Origin of the sequence: Candidatus Nitrososphaera gargensis Ga9.2, from assembly GCF_000303155.1 — an archaeon.
Taxonomy (GTDB): domain Archaea; phylum Thermoproteota; class Nitrososphaeria; order Nitrososphaerales; family Nitrososphaeraceae; genus Nitrososphaera; species Nitrososphaera gargensis.
The window spans coordinates 2,588,657-2,609,853 of the sequence record NC_018719.1; the positions used below are offsets into that span (position 1 = coordinate 2,588,657).

The 21,197-nt window shown below is 42.5% G+C and carries 28 protein-coding genes and 1 pseudogene; 21 read left to right on the forward strand and 8 right to left on the reverse strand.

Translation table 11 applies throughout. The features are described 5' to 3' along the window. The first annotated feature begins 183 nt into the window (after nucleotides 1-183). From NGAR_RS15450 to NGAR_RS17995, 4 genes are all read left to right on the forward strand, one after another. Complete coding sequence (locus NGAR_RS15450; protein WP_148681601.1) at nucleotides 184-939, forward strand: hypothetical protein; 756 nt, start codon at nucleotides 184-186, stop codon at nucleotides 937-939. 92 nt (nucleotides 940-1,031) lie between these two features. Next, nucleotides 1,032-1,961: a hypothetical protein gene (locus tag NGAR_RS15455; protein ID WP_015020740.1), complete on the forward strand. Its 930-nt coding sequence runs from the start codon at nucleotides 1,032-1,034 to the stop codon at nucleotides 1,959-1,961. 274 nt (nucleotides 1,962-2,235) lie between these two features. Beyond that, nucleotides 2,236-3,597 carry an MFS transporter gene (locus NGAR_RS15460; protein WP_148681602.1) on the forward strand — a complete coding sequence of 454 codons (1,362 nt, stop codon included), beginning with the start codon at nucleotides 2,236-2,238 and terminating at the stop codon, nucleotides 3,595-3,597. Between the two features lie 43 nt (nucleotides 3,598-3,640). Beyond that, complete coding sequence (locus tag NGAR_RS17995; RefSeq protein WP_015020742.1) at nucleotides 3,641-3,814, forward strand: VOC family protein; 174 nt, start codon at nucleotides 3,641-3,643, stop codon at nucleotides 3,812-3,814. 272 nt (nucleotides 3,815-4,086) lie between these two features. On the opposite strand, the gene NGAR_RS15465 is transcribed toward NGAR_RS17995, so the two are convergent. Beyond that, nucleotides 4,087-4,689 (reverse strand): hypothetical protein, encoded by a 603-nt coding sequence (locus NGAR_RS15465; RefSeq protein ID WP_148681603.1) that lies wholly within the window; start codon nucleotides 4,687-4,689, stop codon nucleotides 4,087-4,089. Between the two features lie 289 nt (nucleotides 4,690-4,978). Then, nucleotides 4,979-5,344, reverse strand: a complete 366-nt coding sequence (locus NGAR_RS19480) for an MEDS domain-containing protein (RefSeq protein ID WP_148681604.1) — start codon at nucleotides 5,342-5,344, stop codon at nucleotides 4,979-4,981. 246 nt (nucleotides 5,345-5,590) lie between these two features. On the opposite strand from NGAR_RS19480, the gene NGAR_RS15475 reads away from it, so the two are divergent. The 7 genes from NGAR_RS15475 (at nucleotide 5,591) to NGAR_RS15500 (ending at nucleotide 9,267) form a co-directional block, all read left to right on the forward strand. Continuing rightward, nucleotides 5,591-5,980 (forward strand): methionine-R-sulfoxide reductase, encoded by a 390-nt coding sequence (locus NGAR_RS15475; protein ID WP_015020746.1) that lies wholly within the window; start codon nucleotides 5,591-5,593, stop codon nucleotides 5,978-5,980. Next, nucleotides 5,977-6,531 carry a peptide-methionine (S)-S-oxide reductase MsrA gene (msrA, locus tag NGAR_RS15480; RefSeq protein WP_015020747.1) on the forward strand — a complete coding sequence of 185 codons (555 nt, stop codon included), beginning with the start codon at nucleotides 5,977-5,979 and terminating at the stop codon, nucleotides 6,529-6,531. The genes NGAR_RS15475 and msrA overlap by 4 nt, the downstream gene beginning before the upstream one ends. Nucleotides 6,532-6,641: 110 nt before the next feature. Further along, a complete protein-coding gene (locus NGAR_RS15485) occupies nucleotides 6,642-6,884 on the forward strand; it encodes a DUF2795 domain-containing protein (RefSeq protein WP_015020748.1) in 243 nt (80 codons plus the stop codon). A 354-nt stretch (nucleotides 6,885-7,238) separates the two neighbouring features. Further along, nucleotides 7,239-7,409 (forward strand): hypothetical protein, encoded by a 171-nt coding sequence (locus tag NGAR_RS18000; RefSeq protein WP_015020750.1) that lies wholly within the window; start codon nucleotides 7,239-7,241, stop codon nucleotides 7,407-7,409. A gap of 153 nt (nucleotides 7,410-7,562) precedes the next feature. Next, nucleotides 7,563-8,399 carry an aldo/keto reductase gene (locus NGAR_RS15490; RefSeq protein WP_148681887.1) on the forward strand — a complete coding sequence of 279 codons (837 nt, stop codon included), beginning with the start codon at nucleotides 7,563-7,565 and terminating at the stop codon, nucleotides 8,397-8,399. Nucleotides 8,400-8,700: 301 nt separating this feature from the next. Continuing rightward, nucleotides 8,701-8,916: a hypothetical protein gene (locus NGAR_RS15495; RefSeq protein WP_148681605.1), complete on the forward strand. Its 216-nt coding sequence runs from the start codon at nucleotides 8,701-8,703 to the stop codon at nucleotides 8,914-8,916. 78 nt (nucleotides 8,917-8,994) lie between these two features. After that, nucleotides 8,995-9,267, forward strand: coding sequence for a hypothetical protein (locus tag NGAR_RS15500; protein ID WP_015020752.1), 273 nt, complete (start codon nucleotides 8,995-8,997; stop codon nucleotides 9,265-9,267). 859 nt (nucleotides 9,268-10,126) lie between these two features. On the opposite strand, the gene NGAR_RS18590 is transcribed toward NGAR_RS15500, so the two are convergent. Together NGAR_RS18590 and NGAR_RS15520 are read right to left on the reverse strand one after the other, a co-directional pair. Beyond that, nucleotides 10,127-10,495: a hypothetical protein gene (locus NGAR_RS18590; RefSeq protein WP_015020755.1), complete on the reverse strand. Its 369-nt coding sequence runs from the start codon at nucleotides 10,493-10,495 to the stop codon at nucleotides 10,127-10,129. A 512-nt stretch (nucleotides 10,496-11,007) separates the two neighbouring features. Further along, entirely contained in the window at nucleotides 11,008-12,210 is a 1,203-nt protein-coding gene (locus NGAR_RS15520; RefSeq protein ID WP_323444726.1) for a radical SAM protein, read from the reverse strand. A gap of 351 nt (nucleotides 12,211-12,561) precedes the next feature. Here NGAR_RS15520 and NGAR_RS15525 point away from each other — a divergent pair, with 351 nt between their 5' ends. The 3 genes from NGAR_RS15525 to NGAR_RS15530 all read left to right on the forward strand — a co-directional run bounded on the left by NGAR_RS15525 (nucleotide 12,562) and on the right by NGAR_RS15530 (nucleotide 14,163). Next, nucleotides 12,562-13,329, forward strand: a complete 768-nt coding sequence (locus tag NGAR_RS15525) for a hypothetical protein (protein WP_015020757.1) — start codon at nucleotides 12,562-12,564, stop codon at nucleotides 13,327-13,329. A 60-nt stretch (nucleotides 13,330-13,389) separates the two neighbouring features. Further along, the gene (locus tag NGAR_RS18005; RefSeq protein WP_015020758.1) at nucleotides 13,390-13,554 is read left to right on the forward strand and encodes a hypothetical protein; all 165 of its coding nucleotides are present in this window, start codon (nucleotides 13,390-13,392) and stop codon (nucleotides 13,552-13,554) included. Between the two features lie 195 nt (nucleotides 13,555-13,749). Beyond that, nucleotides 13,750-14,163, forward strand: a complete 414-nt coding sequence (locus NGAR_RS15530) for a hypothetical protein (RefSeq protein WP_148681606.1) — start codon at nucleotides 13,750-13,752, stop codon at nucleotides 14,161-14,163. A 21-nt stretch (nucleotides 14,164-14,184) separates the two neighbouring features. On the opposite strand, the gene NGAR_RS15535 is transcribed toward NGAR_RS15530, so the two are convergent. Further along, on the reverse strand, nucleotides 14,185-15,012 hold the full coding sequence (locus NGAR_RS15535; protein ID WP_148681607.1) for an MEDS domain-containing protein: 828 nt from the start codon (nucleotides 15,010-15,012) through the stop codon (nucleotides 14,185-14,187). Nucleotides 15,013-15,159: 147 nt separating this feature from the next. On the opposite strand from NGAR_RS15535, the gene NGAR_RS15540 reads away from it, so the two are divergent. The 6 genes and pseudogenes from NGAR_RS15540 (at nucleotide 15,160) to NGAR_RS18595 (ending at nucleotide 18,582) form a co-directional block, all read left to right on the forward strand. Continuing rightward, a complete protein-coding gene (locus NGAR_RS15540; RefSeq protein ID WP_015020761.1) occupies nucleotides 15,160-15,666 on the forward strand; it encodes a hypothetical protein in 507 nt (168 codons plus the stop codon). Nucleotides 15,667-15,793: 127 nt separating this feature from the next. Continuing rightward, a complete protein-coding gene (locus tag NGAR_RS15545; protein ID WP_015020762.1) occupies nucleotides 15,794-16,045 on the forward strand; it encodes a hypothetical protein in 252 nt (83 codons plus the stop codon). Nucleotides 16,046-16,273: 228 nt separating this feature from the next. Beyond that, entirely contained in the window at nucleotides 16,274-16,672 is a 399-nt protein-coding gene (locus NGAR_RS15550; RefSeq protein ID WP_228369214.1) for a response regulator, read from the forward strand. 746 nt (nucleotides 16,673-17,418) lie between these two features. Next, nucleotides 17,419-17,847 carry a HAMP domain-containing protein gene (locus tag NGAR_RS15555; RefSeq protein WP_187147559.1) on the forward strand — a complete coding sequence of 143 codons (429 nt, stop codon included), beginning with the start codon at nucleotides 17,419-17,421 and terminating at the stop codon, nucleotides 17,845-17,847. Between the two features lie 135 nt (nucleotides 17,848-17,982). Further along, nucleotides 17,983-18,138, forward strand: coding sequence for a hypothetical protein (locus NGAR_RS18010; protein ID WP_015020766.1), 156 nt, complete (start codon nucleotides 17,983-17,985; stop codon nucleotides 18,136-18,138). A gap of 115 nt (nucleotides 18,139-18,253) precedes the next feature. Further along, nucleotides 18,254-18,582, forward strand: a pseudogene (locus NGAR_RS18595) (sensor histidine kinase). A gap of 11 nt (nucleotides 18,583-18,593) precedes the next feature. On the opposite strand, the gene NGAR_RS15570 reads toward NGAR_RS18595, so the two are convergent. Next, nucleotides 18,594-18,995 (reverse strand): response regulator, encoded by a 402-nt coding sequence (locus tag NGAR_RS15570; protein WP_228369373.1) that lies wholly within the window; start codon nucleotides 18,993-18,995, stop codon nucleotides 18,594-18,596. Nucleotides 18,996-19,628: 633 nt separating this feature from the next. On the opposite strand from NGAR_RS15570, the gene NGAR_RS15575 reads away from it, so the two are divergent. Further along, entirely contained in the window at nucleotides 19,629-19,967 is a 339-nt protein-coding gene (locus NGAR_RS15575; RefSeq protein ID WP_148681610.1) for a sensor histidine kinase, read from the forward strand. 80 nt (nucleotides 19,968-20,047) lie between these two features. On the opposite strand, the gene NGAR_RS15580 is transcribed toward NGAR_RS15575, so the two are convergent. After that, a complete protein-coding gene (locus NGAR_RS15580; RefSeq protein ID WP_015020770.1) occupies nucleotides 20,048-20,839 on the reverse strand; it encodes a hypothetical protein in 792 nt (263 codons plus the stop codon). Next, on the reverse strand, nucleotides 20,836-21,099 hold the full coding sequence (locus NGAR_RS15585) for a hypothetical protein (protein ID WP_015020771.1): 264 nt from the start codon (nucleotides 21,097-21,099) through the stop codon (nucleotides 20,836-20,838). Before NGAR_RS15585 ends, NGAR_RS15580 begins: the two co-directional genes overlap by 4 nt. Nucleotides 21,100-21,197: the final 98 nt, after the last annotated feature.

The window sequence follows — 21,197 nt, forward strand, 5'->3', positions numbered from 1 at the left end:
TGTAACTTTTGGAAATTATCAGGCCTTGTATTCACTCATATTTTCCATCTAGATATGTGCGTTACGTTTTATAGTAATATACGGCACAAAGTTACAACTTGACATAACTGTTATAAAGAGTATCATCGTAAGAGTGCCGTCTTGTCAGATCTTCTAAAAACTCACAACATTTCCATCATTGAGATGACAAACGAACACTCCATTTTAGGCATCTACAAAAAAGTTTTCGATTATCTAGCAGCAGGTTTTGCGATCATATATGGCGTTGAAATGGATGGAAATAATGTGAAGCGCAAAATGGCAAAATTAAATGAAACTGTATTAAATAAGAGTATTTCAAATGGTTCTTTGATAATAGTTGATCGGCCTTTGATTTATGCTGGGAGATATCACAATCCAGTTGATTGGTCAAAAAATAGTTTGGCAAAAAGCATTTTGGAAGCTAAGCACGTATCACTCAATATTCGCGGCATCATAATCTTTGTCAATCCTCAAATCGAACTTGAAACAGGAAACTACAAGGAAGAACCACTAGACTTTGAGAATTTTGTTGGAAAGAGATTCAACATTCCGATCGAGGTAGTATACTGTTATGATCTAAAAGTTGTTTTGTCTCTTAAGCCATCAATCCTTCTAAAGATATTGAAAATCCATCATCTAAGCACAATTGATACAAATTCAATCCATCATACTATGCCAAATAAAGTGATGATGGAGGTAGCTACAATATTTGAGCAAGGACTGGTCGACATATTTGGCAAAGATGCAAGTGAGCTAATTTTCAAGACACTATCAATCCTCTATGGAATAGACAAACACCAAATCCCCTTAAAACTCGATATTGTTGAGCAAAAACTTGAGAACGCAATTGGACGTTTCAATGCCTCGCGTGTATTCTCAGCCATTAATTTGCGCTTGATAAATGAATGCCTACATTAATCACTTTATTGTTTTGCCTGCATCTCTGTCTCTGCAAGTTTCGACTCGCACAGTAAAAATTATTAACGCATTTGGCGGAGGGCTTGCATAGAATGGTTGAAATTCCTGAGCTTGCACCTGAAATGGCAAGCAGCTCTATTTCACAGTTACTTTCAACTTTATCCTCTAATGATAGTCTTGCACTGTTTATGTTAGCAAGCAATGGAATCAAAGCGGATTCTTCAACCATAGAAAAAACTGGGCTAACAAAGAGAAAGTACTATACAAGACTTAATCAGCTTATTGATGCAGGCTTGATCAGTAAGTACGACGGCATCTATGCCCATACATCGTTAGGTCGGATCATTTATCAGAATCACATTCTTCAACTTATGGAAACAGCAAAAAACAGAAAAACACTTCAAATGATAGACACACTAAGAAATACAAAACAATATTCCAATGATGAGATACAAAATTTTATAGAAAAGGTGGTTGGTCGCCCTCGCGCAATGAACAATCCATCTATAGATATCAAGTTCTTCTGGAGCTATAGCGAACTGGCATCTTGGATAGTTCAACGTTCCCATTATGTCAAACGGGAGATTCTTTTGGCAAGTCGATTCTTTGATGAAGTAATTATTAATGCAGTATCTTCAAAAGCAAATGCAGGAATTGATGTAAGAGTAATAGCAGATCGTTCATTAATAGGAAAATTTCTCAATGAGCAGAGGGGCAATAGCCTTGATAAGGTAGACAAGCATGCACGTGAGCGCAAGACTGTTACTACCAATCCATGGTATCCTAGTCGAGTCAAAAGAATTGTAGGGCAAGTCCCATTCTGTCTTATGATCTTTGATCGCAATGAAATCGCCTTAGAATTGGTCGATTGGAGCGAAACACAGAAAATAAAATGGGGCATTACATGTGCAGATGAAAAGATGGCTGCTGACTTGACAAAATATTACTTCAAACTCTGGGATGCCACAGCTCCCACTACAGCACAACAACAAGAAGAAGCAGCATCACTCTCTCGCCATTAACTAAAATATAGTGATGCAATACGAAGCGAGACAAGAATCTAACCAGACATATATTTTCGCAGGCATATAGAAAAAATCTTCTTGCACAAGTTGCTTTACATAGCATATGCAAATAAAAAGTGGCCACAGGCTCCCCATCCCCTAAAAATCGCTAGTGGGAACAATAATGCAAAGCAAATGATGAATGAATGTTTCTTTGAATATTGAAAATTAAAGGAGTTTCCGAAATTCGCGTATTGATTATTATTGAGGCAATGTTGAGAAAGGTCTCTTAATGAGCAGATTGGATGTACTAATCGATGACCTAGCTAAGAGGATTGATGGTCTAAAAGGTATACCCCTTGCATCGAGCGCCATCTTCGCAATAAGCTTCTCAAGTTTTTTCGCTTTTTATGATATTACAAATTATGCATATATTGCACCTGTTCTGAAATCAACTTTCTCAGTTGGCGATAACGAGATCGCAGTTGGCGCGTCAACAACAGTAATTGGATATGTAATAGGAGCTTTTGTTATTACTGTTTTTGCTGATTCTAATGGTAGAAGACCTGCACTTATTGCCTCCACCCTGATCCTTGGCATAGGATCACTTCTGGCAGCCTTTTCTCAAGATATGGTGCAAATGAGCATCTTTAGGCTTTTGACTGGAATTGGAATAGGTTCAGAAATTGCAGTTGCAAGCGCGTATATTGGCGAGATGTCTCCAAAATCAAAAAGAGGCAAGTACACTTCAATCGTAATTGTACTTGGATGGGTAGGTTTGGCCTCTTCTGGTCCCATTTCCTTGATGCTTATCCAACAGGGAAATAATGTGGCTGGAATTGATGGATGGAGAGCAGTGCTGGCCATTCCCAGTATTGCTGCCTTTTTGTCCTTATTATTTAGGATCCGCATGCCAGAATCTCCACGTTGGCTCCTTTCTAAGAATCGACTTGGGGAGACTAATACAGTTCTTGCCTCTCTCAATATCAGACCGCTTGAAAGGAAGCACGATTATGCTGCCACCACATTTGCCAAGAATAATCATCGACGTAAGAATAGGTGGCACCACCTTCTAAAGAATAGGACTATTGCAACGCGTATTGCATTATTGATAGCAGTCTGGGTTTGCATATTTGTTCCAGTATATGCATCACTGCTCCTTGTTGTAGAATATATAAACCAAGGATATTCTTTGACTGATTCAATTTCTATTAACATTATTAGCGGTATCGGCTTCGTTGTTGGAGGCATTCTTTCTATTTTTATTTCTGAGCGATTAGAAAGAAAATATCAGATTTTAATTGCCAGTATCATTATGGCAATAGGATTTATTCTCAGAGGAATATTGATCCATGACTATGCGGGCCTTGTTATTGCAGGCTTTATAGCCTTTGGAGCAAATGCATGGCTCGTTTCTAGCCTATATGCCTACACTGCAGAGGTCTTTCCTACAAGAATACGAACCTTTGGTTTCGGTATAATTGAGGGATCTAGTAGAGCAATTTCTTCAATAGGTCCATTCATTTTCGTTTTATTAAGTCCATTTGGATTCTTGAATACTATGGTAGCTATATCGTTATTCTGCTTTGGGGCTGCCACAATAATCTTGATAGGGCCACACACCCGCGGGCGGTCACTGGAAAGTCTGAATTGATGATAAAAAGATCAGAGCAATGTTATGAACGGGATATCATATCATGAGCATATATCATATCTCTGCTGTTACTCTAAAAGTAAGAGACATAAAGAAATCATTCAACTTTTACTCAAAGTTGCCCGGCTTCAAGCTGGTATATGGCGGTGGGGCGATAGATCGATTTACCACATCTGAAATTGGAGGTAGCAACATGTACCTGAATTTAGAACTCTGATGATGATACAAACGCCAATGACCCTAGAACACAAACGAACCAGAGAGATTTTGGCCGGATAATATTTCATACTGAAGATATCGATAGCCTGTACCGCTACATGAAAAATGACAAGGCTATTTCCGAATCTGTTACTTTTGAAACGGAACCTGCAGAAACATCATGGGGAGAAAGATTCTTTCATGTAAGGGAGTCGGATAGTTATCAGCTTTCATTTGCACACCCACTTGAAAGAAAATCTCTTATTCTTCCGAGAAGTAATAATGCTACTTTCATGCTTCTACAGCAGTAGTTAACAACTTCTCCCGCCTTATCATTGGCAGAATCTTATCTATAATGATGCCTTCATGATCTGCTGCCATGTCAAATGAAACCGTAAGGGCGGCCAAATTTGGATGATCCAGTGGAATAGTGGCCCTCTTGATCTTCTTGTACAGTGCAAAAGTGTAGATCACATCTCCCAATTTTGACTCATAGTCCTCTCTTGTCTTCATACGAAGGACTGTCTTTAACGTATAACTCTTGAGCTCTTCCTCGTTAAGCAGAGGCACAAGCCCTTTTCGCAGTTCATAGGAGATCAGGCTTCCCATATGGTTGGCAAGGCCTGCAAATCTGATTGAATTATCTAGCTGCAACACCTGACTGCAAATCCTCTTTGCAGTGCTATAAAGAAGATCAGATGGTGATGAAGAGTGGGATGATGTCATTTTGGTAATTGTGTAATAACATAATGCTCTTACCAACTTAATTGCATTTGCGGTGGTTCCGATATAACCCAAAGGGAGATCAGCATCTTCACAAGAAATTATTGTTGTGCTCGTCTCTAGCCAACTTGCTGCTACTACTACAATATTTTTCTCTCTATCTGAGATCAAGTGCTATTGCGTTCTAGCCTTTAGTTACATAAATTACAGCATCATGATGTAGCAATAGTTGCTGAACCAGAGGATCATCATCTAGCGAGATATATCCTTGATAGAATAGGGACACATCCAGACCTCAGAAGAAGGTAATTTGGCAAACTTCTGACCCACCTTTTCCAGCTCTAACTAGAGATGCATTGACTTTGGCAAACGGTCGTCGCCATCATCATTACGGCTATCATATGAAACAGCGTTGTTATCCATTACTATTCCCGTCCCCATAACCTAGGGTTTCATATCTTCATAAAGATAAGCAGATAGTCGGTGCATAAGAAGATCTAATGAAAATTATTTTCGTTTTTTGCGTTCTCCTCTGATACAAAGAAGGATTGAAACAGGCTACTATTGTTATTATTATTTGACAGTACCTTATCTTTAATCGATTATTATTCAAATAACTAAATACGTCAATACCATTATCTAACAATTCACGCTCTATAATGTCTGCTTCGGACTTGTCGTGGGCTATGCAGGAGCATGATGCGTTTTCTCTTAGACCTTTTGCAAGGAACCTGCATTGCAGCATTCTGGCGAACTCGGGTTTCTCATAAAGCAACAGAATATGCTTGACAGAATTTTGTGGGTCATGATTTCCTCCAATCGACAAACCATCGATAAGATCATGTGCAGATGCTATGCCTTGAATGCATATAAAATTCTCTTTTGTAGGCCGTCTAATGCCTATAAAAGTTCATCAGCGATTATCCTCTAGTAAAATCACAGGTGAGAACAATATATAGTCCAATTTCAGGCGCAACAGTGAGGGCATTCTTCTCTGCGTAAGATTTTGGCAAGGCACAGTAAAAGATACGACACGCATATAGGCATAAAATGAGCAAGATAGGACGCGTATATGAGTTACCACTACAACAAGTTGACTCCCGAGGAAGAAAGGGTCATAGTGCACAAGGGAACAGAGCCTCCTTTCACCGGAGAATACGACAATTTTTACAAAGAAGGCACGTATGTCTGCCGGCGCTGTGACCAGCCGCTTTTTTCATCCAAGAGCAAATTTGATGCTGGTTGCGGGTGGCCGGCCTTTGATGACAGCTTTCCGGGTGCGCTAAAACGCCTGCCGGATCCTGACGGCATAAGGACAGAAATAGAATGCGCAAAATGCGGTGCTCATCTCGGACATGAATTTATTGGAGAACAATTGACTGCCAAGAACACTAGAGAATGCGTCAATTCGCTGTCGATACGTTTTATTCCAGCAGAGCAAAAAAAGAGTGACACAATATGAAGGAGAATAATATCGAAGTTGCTACACTTGCCAATGGCTGCTTCTGGTGTTCAGAGGCAATATTTACAAGGCTAAAGGGCGTCAAGTCAGTCGTACCCGGCTATTCAGGAGGATTGATAGAGAACCCTACTTACGACGAAGTATGCACAGGAACTACAGGTCACGCAGAAGCCGCCCAGATTGAATTTGACCCAAGCATCATATCATTTGAAAAGCTGCTAGATGTTTTCTGGCATACCCACGACCCCACCACTCTCAATAGACAGGGCGCCGATGTTGGCACGCAATACAGATCGGTAATATTTTACCACAATGAAAAGCAGAGAGAGATAGCAGAAAGATCAAAAATGGAGCTTGAAAAGAGCGGCATTTACAAAGACCCAATTGTGACAGAGATCACGCCTTTCAAAAAGTTCTATCTTGCAGAGGATTATCACAAGAAATACTATGAATCGCATAAGAGTGCTCCATATTGCAGGTTTGTCATTGAGCCGAAAATTCACAAATTGCTCAATAAATACGGAAAGGACATAAAAAGCGAGTATAGCTAGAATTTGTGCGCAGAGCTAGCTAGCAGCAGCGACTACAAGGCTGCGGTGAGCTGTTCGAGAGAACTCCGAACAGATACCGAGCAAGGAGAACATAGGAGAAACAAAGGCAAATGGTAAGTGAACAAGGAGGAGTTTCAGGTGAAAGAAAGGAAGTGGACGTTAAAGACTATCCAAAGGCTGCCGCAATAGGGCAGATTTTAAAAGATCTTGATTTTCCTGCTGACAAAAAGAAAAAAGAGCGCACAGGGAGAGCAACTCCACAGAGCGAAGAGATACTGCCAGACTTGCAAAGAATTGAGGAAAGGCAATATGGGAGTGTTTCAGATGTCACAAAGGCAACAGGGCTTGTCTGACAATAGAAAAGATGCAAGTAACTTCTGCTAATACACAATTATTGCTGTGTGTGGGCGGCTCTCCTATTCATTTATCTATCATTATTTTGCCTGCGCACTTGATCAACGTGCCTGCCCAGTTGCTCGGCAGATGCAAATGTCTCTCCGCATACCCCACAGACAGGATGATGCGCATGCGTATGCTCGTCACCCTTCATACACTTTACACTATGGCTTCCAAGAAATAAAAAAGCAAAGGCTTCTGCAGGCTAAAGGCCTTCAGGTAACAGGGGGATATAATATACAGCCAATAAATAATCTGCTGTGCAGGACTATAACAAAAGTATATACGCAAAGCTGGGGTGATGACTTGATGTGACATTACAATGTCCTGTATGTGGTTCAGAGCTTGAGGAGCTGAGACCACCAGATGACGAAACCATTGCAAGAATGGGAATTGTAGTGGAAACAAGGACATACTATTGCAAAGAATGTAATGAGTTGTACAGCAAAGGATGGCTAAAGGACAGGATATTTCAAAAGTGACGCGTTGCTGCCTGTTTTTCTTCTTCTAATAGAAGATGATGCATGGCAAAAATTGCTGTCATTTCTAGGATGTCACCTTAATGTGCTCTCTATTGAGCTTGAAATATGGAAAAGTGCACTGATAAAGCAATAATGTCATCATCAACAATCACTGTGCCTAAACGAAAGTTTGGATGGACAGGTGTTGAAGTGCCAGTGGTAGGACAAGGAACATGGATGATCGAAGGAAATACTGCTCCGGTGGCCAGTAGGCGGCATGCAGTTGAGGCGCTGCGACTGGGACTTGATCTCGGGCTAACCCATATAGACACAGCCGAGATGTACGGCAACGGCCGGGTAGAAGAAATTGTGGCTGAAGCTGTCGCCGGCCGGCGAGAGCAGGTCTTTCTGGTGAGCAAGGTTCTGCCCTCAAATGCCTCCTATGAAGGCACCATAGCGGCATGCAGGCGAAGCTTGAAGCGGCTAAGGACAGAGTGGCTTGATCTTTATCTGTTGCACTGGCCAAGCGGCTACTACCCAATCAAGGAAACCATGCGCGCCATGGAAAAGCTAGCAGACGATGGATTGATTCGGTTCATTGGCGTTAGCAATTTCGATGTGGCGCAACTGGAAGAAGCTCAGCAAGCACTGTCAAAATACCGCATTGCATGCAACCAGGTTCCATACAACCTGAGCGACCGGCAAGTTGAGCTGGACCTGCTGCCTTACTGTGCTGACAGGCATATTGCCGTTGTAGGCTATTCGCCATTTGGTCATGGTTATTATTTCCCGTCTCCCGGGAGCCGGCAGGGGCAGCTGCTTGCAGACATTGGCAGGAGGCACGGCCGCACGCCTCGTCAAGTGGTGCTCAATTACCTTATTCGCCATCCAGAAACATTCACGATTCCAAAGGCCCGACGGCCAGAACATGTAATAGAGAATAGCAGGGGTGCCGGCTGGAGTCTAACTGAGAAGGATATTGCGGCCATTGACCGAGCCTTTCCGCTATAAGAGAGAGAGAGAGAGATGATGATAACCTTCTTCAATTACCGTCATATGTTTCTTGTAGCCTTCACATTCACTATCGGATACTTGAACAAACAAGCGAACAGATCCTCAGGATAGAGTCGCTGACAAACAAGCTCCTTTCTGAACACAAGGAAGCAAGGCCAGATAATTTATCGTCGGATCATGTAACTTGAGGTAATTTGCAAGCCGACGAATAGTTATAACAATACATGATTTTGATCTCTATATATAAGTAATGTCTTACAATTATCATATGTAACTTCAAAAGGAGTAGAGTAGTACTTTGACAGATGATCATAGGGAGGATGATTGTGTGTGCCTTTTCTGTGGCGCTAATAACTGGGGATTATGGTATAGAGAAGACAAGCTGGTAATGAAGTGTAGAAGATGCACAAGTATTATAGAATGCCCTTTATATTTTGTAATTGCTGCCCTTAACAGCAGAATGCAGAAAGCAATGATGACTGAAAATAAAAAGGAGGAGATGCTTTTACGTTAAAGTCGCAAGCTATAAGGTTATGGGCGAACGGCCTGCCCTTGCAAATATGTCTATAGTTTAGACGCATTTTGTACAACATTGCGCAAAGCTGCAATAGCATTGATTGTGCTTGTGGCAGGAATTATAGTCAATATTCTGGTTGTAACGGGCATATTTATGATACCATGTGTTCCAGCTACCGTTGATATGAAAGAAGAGGAAGAGAAGGAGGAGGAAGAAGAAGGGCCGCAACCTGCATTTGGTAATCTGACAACCTGTAATGAAGTTAGGTCACCGGGTTTCATAATCCTTGGAGTAGCAGATGTATTTGCTGCAGTGCTGATAGTATCGGAATTGGTAAAACAGAGGTAGAATCCAATAAAACATAATATAATATCTCTTCTGTCATACTCTACATTTTGTTTGTCGGCGGCTAGAGTTTTTATCTTATATCATCTAGCTCAATCGATGCTAATGCGCTACAGTGCACGTGTCCAAGGCTCACTATAGAGGTATATTATGGCTTAATGGTGCTGATTGCCTCTGCTAAATGATAAAAGGGTTCTGCAAATTTGATTCTATTGTTAATTGTCTGAGCTAAATTAAATGTCGGTATGTTAGAATCAAACCTATAATCTAATTTCCATAGCTGCCAGCCATAAATGCCGGCGTTCTTGAATCTTCGTATGTGCTGAAATAGCTGTTCCCTGCCAAGCGTGGCCCCAGCAGTGAACCCGGAATTGAATTCACCCATCAATAGCGGATGCCCAATGGGGCAATGATAGAGCGAAAGTAAGAAAAGCGGAAACAGTTCGGCGGATAGGTGTGGCCATAGTAGATCAGATCCCGGAGATCAGACAGGCCTGTAAACTGGTTCCTCTGGTGTCCGGCGGTGTCTGTTACGCTCCCCTTGGCAAGGCTCAAGAGATAACAAACTTGTGCCGTCTCCGTAGTACCAGCGGCCGTAGCTGGCTAAGTATAAAAGCATTGTAATAGTTTGAAATAATCTGCTTTACGCCATATCTCCGGCTCGTTCAGTATTTCGTATGCAATGACGGCGGGATAATCCCTTGTCAGGGTAACAACCTCTGAGGAATTCGGCTTGCCGTTCCCATGCATCATGGCCCTAGCTGTCTCTGGCTTCCTGTCCCAAAATCGGAACCAAAAGTCCCTGGCATGATCATAGTTTGGTTGCCCAGAACCTTTGGGATAACATGCTGACAGGACGGAATCAGGAAAGCCAAGGCCCCCATCCAAGCCAGCTGCCTGTTTCCCACTGATGGTTATCTAGGACAACTTGCAAGTCATTGATGCTCGCTTGTTCTAGAATGTGAAACAAGTCTTTGTAGAATTCCTGACGGCTTCGCTCATAGCTCTCCCAATAGAATGGAACCCGGATCGTGGGGATCCCAACCAGACGGAAGATCTTCATGGAATCCTCAACATAAAATAAAGGCAGATTTTTGTTTGGTCGATTTTGGTAGTAGGCTGCCTGAACTGCAAAGTTTACGCCAATGGCATTTGGAGATTGCCAAGGTCGCCTATTGTCGTTCCGTACATCTTTGAGAGAAATGCTGATTGTCGGGGGCGGCTTGTACATTGTGATATTGGAATGAAACTACGTTATAAGATCTCGCAAAATAGCTTGCAGGCGGATTGTTCTAGGCTTAGGAGTGGGGAGGTGATGCATATGTGTTGTCATTACAAACCATCGTTATTAGTGGTGGTAGTTGTTGTTAGATAAACAGGTTGAACTTAGGTCAAAGATTACAGCAAATAGTAGTAGCATAAAGTATGGCATAGACGTGCTAGGAGCAAAAGTTGCAGACATATCAAGGCTGAACATCTAAGAGCCACTTGCAGTCAAGGAGCAGGTTATCAATGCAGCTACAGAGGCCGCATGCATGATGCTACGTATCGATGAAGTGATTGCTGCATCAAAGCCTAAAGAATCCTCATCAGACAGGAAATCTTCTCCCCAATATGCAGGGGCTTTGATGAGCAATAATAACCAATACGGGTATATAATTTTGCAGTGGATGACCAGTAAATTGAGAGAAGGAACTTCTTCATGGCGATAGCCTGTCAAGTTACCAGAGCCTCATTTTATTGTTATAGTTCATAAAAAGCAGCAGATTTTTCATACAATAGTGGCTCAAAATTGAGGCCGAGCTCCTTTGCATACTGGTATGACAAAGATATTTCTTCTGGGGCGCATGCACGGGAGATATCGTTGTAGCGCTCACGATACTTTGACGACTCTGGATCACAAAGGTTGTCAGGATGGTACTGATCCATGATGTTGACTGGTACTTCTGGCATGTTCTTTGCAATCCACTCCAGCACCGGCTTGGTGCAGCACTCTATATGGTTTGGCATTATCAGGTGTCGAATAACCATATCCTCGCCCCATTCATGCACAAGTTTGAGGTTGCCGGTTACAGTCTCCCAATACCAAGGAGTTCTCGATATATCAAATGCGCATTTGCCAGGACCAAATTTAAAGTCTGGCAGCCACACATCCATGATGTTACGGAGGATATGCATTGCTTCTTGGCTCATGAAAAAGTTTGAATTCCAAAGCTGGGGGCAGTTGAATAACTGACCTTGGTAGAAGGCGTGCTCTGAATTTGTTTGCCAAGAATCAAAATAATAATTACCATCATCAGACTTGACAGATTGTATGTACTTCAGCTGCCTGGTATCAGGCTTGGTAAAAGAATCAAGCAGATTTATTGCTTCTACAATCGTGTGTAGATGTATTGTGGGTTCGCCGCCTACCCAGTTTACATTATGGCAGCCTTCCATCCTAAGCTGCCATGCCATCAAAGCAAGAGCACTTGGAGTTATCGGGATTCCATTATCCTTGTCTGTACTTATGTCTCCATTTTGACAGAATGAACATCTCATATTGCAGCTGGTGAAAAATATTGTGCCAGAGCCGCCGATACCCCTGAAGATAAGCTCCTCTCCGCGATGGTGAAAGTAGCTGCCTACTCTTGATGTTGATTCAAGCTGGCAGGTCCCATGCCTCGTTCCCTTGGAACGATCAACTTTGCAGTTCCAGCGGCAAAAGTTGCAGTGTGTCAACATGCGGTTAGCTAGCTCAACGCTCAAGTCCAAAAGAGAGGGATGATGGCCTCCTGCTACTGCCTTAGAAAGATCTGGCATTTCTCTGGTCCTAACTTTTTTCCATTTATCCAAAAAAACCTCAGTCAACAGAATGTGTTCATTCCACAGCTCCTTTTCGTTTGCAGATGAAAGGCGATCGAGATTAGATGGTATGCATTTGGCAATCAAGTACTTGGCAGGCATGTGGTTTGTCGATACGGCAAAATACCACGGCAGCCTGTCTTTGAATGATTCCCAGATTTTCAAGGATTCAAATTGTCTGGCTGTAGATTTTGTCACTTTTAGTTGGTTAACTATCGCGTTCCTGCTATTTATTTAGATAGCACTTTCTGAATCTTTGTTATAGATTTGCTGCAGAGGATCTCATGCTTGCTTCATCGTTCGCAATATCTTCCGGTTCTGCTAAAAGGGAGATCGTCTCGAAATTCCTTCTCAATCTACTGGCCATCTTGCACAAAGTTGCCAATGTCAAAAAATGAGTCTTTAGCTACACAACAGTTTTAGCATGCCAGGCAGCAAGATAATAATAACTAATTGGCAGCTACTGAATGCTACTTTATCGGTCTGGAAAAGCCTGACCCTGTCCTGTTCCAACAGGGGCTGGCATGGCTTATCGACAATGCAGCAAAGAGCGGCGGCAGCGCCTGGATCGCAGTCAACCAGAGGGAAAGCATCGGCAACATTGCCAAGTACCCCGGCTTTGGAAGGTTTGCGATATTCCACAAGCGGGGCGTGAACCGGACCCTGCTGGCTGATTGCATGATAGAGCTTGTCACAAGGTTCTCGGTCCCTGAAGACGGCCGGGGCAGGCCGATGCTCGTCTTCCACCCCACCGGGGATTTTCTTTCGGCGCTAGAGCGCGTTCCAAACATACAGAAGATCTTGGTGATCCCGTTCCTTGCGCAAGAAGTCGACAACTGGGCCAAGAGGAACTTTGCAAAAGATTTGGATAACCCCGACCTGCCATCTATCTATGTCGACGACATTGCGATCACTGCGTTCAAGCACCTGAGGTTTGCATTCACCGAAACCCCGCCTCAGACGCCTGCCCAGTACAGGGCTGCGCTGTGCCAGACGCTGCACATCCTCGTCCAGAATGGGATCAGGTTTGAGCCTCAGGCGCTCCAGTCTGCGCTTATCCAGCAGTGCGGCTGGGGGCCGGTGTCTTCAAAGCAGGTTGCCGAGCTCTCAGAGATCTTTTTGGTAGGGCAGAGCCCTGCGGGCTATGATGGGCGCGGGCCGTGGGAGCCGGACATAATGAAGCTCTGGAAGATAGAGGCAGCCAAGACCCGGGCAGAATAAAATATAACGCGTTTGTTTGATCTAATCGATAAATAAAATGTCGACCATCATTTTTAGTATATGACGCAGGCATTATGGGAAAGCAGGCAGCAGGTGGCCGCATGCGCGTGCAGCGTTTGCAACCACCAAAACACGCGGACATGCATCGAAGAAAGGTGCAACTGCTGTTCAGTAGAACACGCGTTCCTCCTGACAAACCCGGCCTATGAAGAAGCTGTGCTCTAGTCACGCGACAATTTGTATTGAATAAGCTAGTGCACAATCTACTGCTGGGAGTATTTACGACATCATGCTGCCATATCAGGAAAGTGTAGCATAGAAAAAACACAAACACTATATAATTAGCATAAAAAATGGTCTTTTTGCTAAATCTGACAACACTAATATGATTCAGCTATCAGAAAATTAGCATAACCGGATTTGCCACGAGTTTACGGAGAATTGTGCAATGAATTACTGGAGCTTGAGGGCATCAGGTCCGCTTTTGTAATATCAATGAAAGGCAGTATTTTATTTTCAAGCTACAAAGATGAGATACAACCGCTTCTATCAAGGCAGGAATACGAGGCGTTCCTCTTTAAAGCCGCCATTAGAATGGGCACAAGAAAGGAATTTCTTGAAAAGCTTGGCGGCATCAACTATGCATTTGCAGAGTATGGCAAGATAAACCAGTACACCATCCCGCTAGACAAAGAAGTCAAGACTCTTTTGCTAATATCAGAAGACAAACTATCTCAGAACAGTGATGATGGTCGCCATCATAATAATAACAATACATCTTCTTCAAGCATTGATCGTATAATGAAGATTCTGAGAAAGTATGGTATGAGGTAGTAGCTATGATAAAATAATAACCTAATAAAACACTATCTCATCCTTTATTCGATCTGCAATGATCTTTAATACCAGACCGGCAACTTCTTCTCCAATTATTCTCTTTAGCTTTTCTTCAAAAAGTTCGGGGTTTGATTTAATGTCGCCTTTATCGATCTTGTAGATCAGCCTCAACGTCTTGAGGACTAGGATGGATGTTTCTGATCCTAGCGCTTTTGTCAGCCCTTCTTCAACAATGTCGACGATCCTAGATACTATTGCTTCTTGATTATCGTTGTTGCTATTACTACTAACGATATTTTGATGCGCAATTACTAGGCGGATAAGATGGCTCAGCGGGAGTTTGTCTATTAGCTCCTTTGTATAGCAGCAAAACACCTGAAAACTGCCATCATGGCATTTAGCGGCTTCTTCTTCGTATTCTACAAGCTTTTTTTGATTTTCCTTGCTTTCAAAAAACGCTTGGTGTGGCATGCCCATAAGGATAACTCTTTTGAACTTGCCGTTTTTCGATACTGATGATACGATCTTTTGCCATTGAGTCAACAGTATCTTGTAGTCAAGCTTTGTCTGCAATGGTGAGTAAAACGAATCAGCATCTATGATTGTCAGTATGCCATTTTCAATAAAGTCCTCAACGGCCAAGCCCATTTTTGATAAGTTTCTCACCACTTGGGTGGTGTTATTCTCTACAATATACACTACAGCATAGTCTTGAGATAGATATTGAGCAATTTTTTCATAAAAAGGATGGCTTAAGGCCAATCCTTGCTGTGGTTGTTTACAGGAGGATTGTAGCAACGGCCAGTTCGATGTGCACATAAAAGAATGAGTATTATTATCATGCATTGACGTTTGAGGAAAATTTGGAATTCCTAATAAATTTATGGAAAACAGTAATTGTTGCTTTTCTGCATATGACCAATGATACTTTTCTCTATAAAAGAGTATAGAAAAGGATAATTACACTTGCATTCTTCTGAACAGAGAATTATCTTGACAGCGCAACAAAAGCATAGCATAAGCAATGACAACATCGCTAACGAACTGAAAATAACGCCAGCAATAATAGAACAGGCATTGCAGTTTGATCTTGGACCGGAAGCAAAGAAGCTGGTGATTCAATGCATCCAGCAAAAATATGGGATGGACTTTGAGCTCGTTGGGCAGTACAAGACAGAGTTTGAGAACTACCTTCGTGAATTGCTGCATGAAAGCGCAGAGGTGATCATTGCGAGAATAGAGAGTGCAATCGAAGATTCTAAAAGAAGAGCTTTAACAATGTCAACGACCACTCCTCCATCTAGCAAGAGATTATCAGATACTGTTCACTTTTTGTTCTGCGACCAATGTTATTGGAGTGCCTCTTTGCTGACGACAACGTTTGAACTGAAATGCATGTCATGCAATAGCGAGCTCAAATGCGCGCTTCCTATCTCTTCAAATGAAGCGTTCAGGTATGAAATAAATAGCAAAAGAGGTCTTGCGCTGTTCTTCTCGTAATGCCGAGGGCTAAACTAGGTGGCAGCATTCCCGCATAGCTAGATAGTATCCGTAACAGGGTTACCCTCATCATCTGCCACAATTTTTCAGATTCCTCTTATTTATCAAACGAGCCACAGCTATACATATGCGCAGAGAGGACCGAAAAGTCACAACTCTGATGGTGGAGAAGCCAGATATCGAGAAAATAAAGACTGCCATAGATCAAACGCTGGGAGAGGAAACATCAGAGCTAGTCTTCAGGACATTGAAGCTTGTTTACCACATAGACGAAGACACGATCGTTTCGAATCCCGAGCTATTTAGGAAGAAAATTAAAAGGATGTTTGGAGACCAAATTGTAGAAATGATTCTTAAGGCAATCTCTGACAACGAGTAGCCTTCAGACAGGCGGTCAACTATAGATTGATTTTTCAAAAAGGCTTGATTAAAATATAGTTATGTATCATGGCATACCTCGTAGTTTATGCAATGTGAAAAGTTAATGACATATGATCGCCTAGCCTCCGAGAGTCTGTTTGTTGAATTTAGTCCTCTCAGGCTATCGCTGCCCCAGGTAATTTCACAAATCGTTCGATCCTTGCCGTCTTCTTCTGTCGGTTCTTCCTTGTCCGATGATAAGGATAGATCTAAACCCCGAATTTTGTATGTAGATGATGAGTCCAGAATTACACGAGTAATCAAATATGGATTGGAGCGGTATGGATTTGTTGTCGATATTTTCAACCACCCGAAATTGGCGCTATCCTCATTTCAGCAGGGTGTTTATGACCTGCTGCTCATCGATATAAGGCTGCCAGAAATCAATGGACTTGATTTATGCAATGAACTTTTGAAGGTGGATCCGAACGTCAAGGTTTGTTTCATTACTGCATACGAATTGCGGCAAGAAGAGATAAAAAACAAGGTCTTGGGTTTAGAGACAGAGTGTATTATTAAAAAGCCGGTTTCTTTTGAAACCTTGGTCAGCAAGATAAACGAGCAGCTTCACAGGGACAACAACTGATTGATATTTACAGAGAGTATATGTGTATATGCAAGCAAAATTTACCACGAATTATATCACAATATTTGAGTAAAAGAAGCATGGTAAAATGATATGAAGATCAGGGCAAAGCTGACTCTTGTTATCATTTCATTAATCATAGCTTCGCTAGTGATTCCATCGACTATGGCCTTGGAGTCTTTTTCACAAGGGCTTGAATCACAAATTACTCAGAACCTAGAGCAGAAAGGCATTGCAACTACAGACAAAATATCAAGGTTTATGTTTGAAAGGTATGGTATGGTGATATTAAGTTACTTACAGATCCTAGAAACAGCATAATGGCAGGTTCACGTTTTACAATCTCAGAAAATAGAATATTTGCAAACTGTTGAAGAAGCATATGGTGTCTATTCAGGGTTTTCAATTTACTACAAGAACGGAATAAAGATTGGCGATACGCATAATCTATCGCTCGGTGCCGACTACTCAAAAGAACCAGCTTTTGTAAATGCCATGAAAGGACATACCTACTACGATATAATTCCCGTTTTTCAAATGACTTTGGTCAATGTGTAATCCATTTTTCGAGTCCCCTAGTTGACAATAGTGGAAAGATAAACAGCGCATTGGTAGGGGTAATACCTATCAGCAGAATAAATGACATCATTGACGAAGCTTCACAGAACATAGAAGGCTACTATCAAGCAGATCTAGTTTCATCCGATGGGCTGGTTATTTACTCTAATCATGATAAAAAAGCGATTATGCAAAACACATTGGCTGATTTGCCAGTATTTGACAAGATTGCTTCTTCGGCCAATCCTTCAGAATCTCTGATTGACAGCTTGACAGCAGATAATAATAATGGCGGTAGTATTGCTGCTAGTAATAACAACGCCATCTATGTTGCAGCAAGGGAGCGAGGCTTTCTGGATTACAGAGGAAACGGCTGGATTTTAATCATAGCAGTTCCTTCCGAGATTGCATTTAGCGAAGTGGTGCAGCTGCGAACTAATTTTATTATTGTGGCCACTGCGATCTTGTCCTCTTCCATAATTACAGTTATCATATTCTCCAAGGTCTTTACACAGTCGCTCATAAAGTTCAAAAATGCAGCTGCACAGATTGCTAAAGGAAACTTTGACACAAGCATCAAAATTAACAGTAATGACAAGATAGGCGAATTATCGTAGCAATTTGATAAAATGAGAAGCGATCTGAAGGATAGAGATCGATTAAAAGATGAATTTATCAATATTGCTGTCCATGAACTGAGGTCTCCGCTATAGCCAATTATCAGTTATAACGAACCGGCCCTCAAAGGGCTGATGGACAAAGACGAGGCCCTAAAGATTATTGATACAGAGTCTCAGAGATTCATCCAACTAGCAAATGATATCCTTGATGTTACCAGAATTGAAGGCGGAGCGCTAACTTATCAGATGAAAAAGTCAAAGTTGTTGACACAATCAACAGGATTGTAACATCTACAAAAACTTCTAGTAGCCTTAGCAAAGAGGTATCCTAGAGCTGGTCAAAGACGAAAGGAGCGATGGTCTTGAAATTTATGGAGACAAGAATCGCCTAAGCCAAGTATTTATGAACATTATTGGCTATGCGGTCAAATTTACGAGAAAAGGCAGGATTAGAATTGAGATGCAAGTTCTTGGTGAACAACTCGAAATAAAAGTAAATGATACAGGAGGAGGCATCCGGATGATATAATGCCGCGGCTCTTTGGCAAGTTTGTCACAAAAAGCGTCCAGGGTGGAACAGAGCACGGCACTGGGCTAGGTTTGTTCATTAGTAAAGCGATAGTCAAAGCGCATGGGGGTGAAATTTATGCTCATAATAATAGAGAAGGCGGAGCTACCTTTACTATCCTTCTCCCTATTAGAAACGGTCAGGACGGCACAGGATTCAACTAGCAACTGTGACATTAAAATGTCCTATTTTTCTGCAATCTTCTTATTGCTTCTAAAAGTTTTGTTATTTGGTCGTGAGTGGCGTTGACGGCCTTGAAGGCATCTGCATCAACATTTAGTTTCTTTAGCTCTTCATAGATTTCCTTGTCTTCCAGCGTATCTATCAAAGCTTCTATCTTGAATGGTTTTTGCATAAGTTCGACAGCTCGCCTCAGTTGCTTGACAGAATCAACGAGAGTGTCTTTTACATAAGCAGAAGCAAAGATAATCCTCTGATCTGCATTGAGGTTGAGAATTTCCTTGGCAACCTCTATTCCATCCTTTTTTGGCATCCTGTAGTCTAGCAATACAGCGTCAAATGGGGATGATGGGTTGTCAGCGGATGGAGGATACCGCGTTAGCTCTTTTTTGTATATTTCAAGACAATCCTCACCATTGTCAGTTGCAAAGACTTGGTGGCCTTAGCTTCCAACGCAACTTTGTAGGGTTTGAGGGTCTTTGGATCATCTTCTGCAATAAGGACCTTCATTCTTGAGGCAGATTAGTTAATTAGGTGAATATAAATCAGACCGCAAATAGACAAGGCGCTATAGAGCTAAGAAACTATTGGCTTCAGTGTAATCAATGGGGCAAAAATATTACTGCCGAATAGTTACAACATGTCCCCTATTTGCACATTGGTAACTTTGGTGGATTCCCTGTTTGTTTCTTGTCCTCTAATTTTGGGCGATGGCCAGAATGGTAACGCTCACTTCTTGCACAAGAACTCTTGCTGCACAGATGCAGAATCTTTCTTCTGTACCAATCTTATGCTTTCATCTTGCATACGAAAATAATAGCAGGCAATTGCATTATGTCTAGTTTCATTGAAAGGATAAAAGGTGGGAGAGCGTAGCCGAGGCTGTGACCGGGTCAGCCTCGTACTATTACTCCATCTACAACAAAGAGCTGATCGCCAAAAACGCGATCGACATCGAGCTGACGGCCCAGAGAAGCTAAAGATCCTGTACTATCCTGACGACATTTTCGTATATGCTGACAGGGAAAAGATGATCGAAGTGATCGCTAACCTGATCACAAACGCGATAAAGTTCACAAAGGAAGGGACGATCACGGTGGCTAGCAAAGTAGGCAGGGAGGACAATATGGTCCAAGTCACGGTAAGCGACACTGGAACCAGGATCGACCCCGAAGTAATGCCCAAGATCTTTGACAAGTTTGTGACAAAGTTGGACAGCGGCACGGGGATCGGCCTGTACATTTCAAAAAAGATAGTCGAGGTGCACGGCAGGGTCATGCAGGCTGCCAACAGGCAGGACTGCAGGGGAGCAATAGTTTCATTCAAGCTCCCGCTGACCAAGACGAGCGAATTGCCAGAGAGCAAATGAATGATAAGAAAAAAGAGAATCGCTTCCGAAAAAAGGGGGAAGCGTGTGGATGGTGATGGATGATTTATTATATTATTTTTTTACTGCCTGCCGTGTACATCAAACCAGCTGGCAAACGCCTGCAGATCGTCGGTGGTTGAATCAGAGAACCATATGCTTATCCCATCGACGTATGGCTTGACGTTGTTCCAGTTCTCCTTAAATGTCTCTTGCAGGGTAAGCCCCGGAGCTGCTCCCCTTGTGGTTGACAGCTGCACGGTGATTGACAGATCGGGGTTTGCACTTCGCAATTTGCTGGCTGTCTCCTTGACGTATGATAGGTAGGAAGACGGCCTGTCTTGCAGTGATTGTGCCTGTATGTGGTACATATCGACGTATTTTGCAAATTCTGTCCCATGCTCAGTTGTCAGCGCCTTGGATGGCGACACGTTGAACAGCAGGCCGGCTGCATGCGCTGCCTCTGCAGCTTCCCTTACCGACTTTACCGGGTCGGCCAGGTCTTTGGCTGGAGAGTGCCCCTTGCCGGGCTCTAGGTCATAGTCCAGATATGTGAATCCTAGCGCTTTTGCCTTTGGCGCAAATTCCTTGATTTCTGCCAGTGAAAAGAACTCGGCACCCTTTTGCTCGGGCGGCAGCGAATGGATCATGTCGAGTTGCTCTGATGTGATAGACTTGTCAAGGCTGACGTGTATTCTCACTCTGTCTGGTGATGTACTCAGGTGCGGGTTAAAGATATCATATTGTTTCGATGTGTCTACAAATTGCAGGGCTGTTGCAACTAACGCCTTTTCGGTTGTTGCGAAAGCTTCTTCTGTTGCTGCTCCTCCTTGGGAGATAGCAAATACTGACAACAACAGAAGCGCTGTTGTCAATGCAGAAGCTGATGCTGCTTTTGCCCTTGTTCTTGACCAATTTTCTCTATTTTTCTTCTGCAACATTCTTTCGGAGAAACTTCGAACTTGTATAATAAACTAATCAAGATATAGGCCGGAAAAAACATAATTGAAGTACATTTTTCCGCAGGAAAAAATCCATCGAATTTATGTTCTGCGGTAGTAATTTTTTCTAACGCTGGCATCTCCTCTGCCAAGGCTATTACAAATAGAGCCTGCTGACAGCTAGCTTTTATCATGTATTTGCGCAGGCTCCCCTCTATGCGGCCCGATACCCTTTGACACCATAATGCTCTATGTGGTCGCCATACTCACTCGGCATAGCCATGTGGACCAA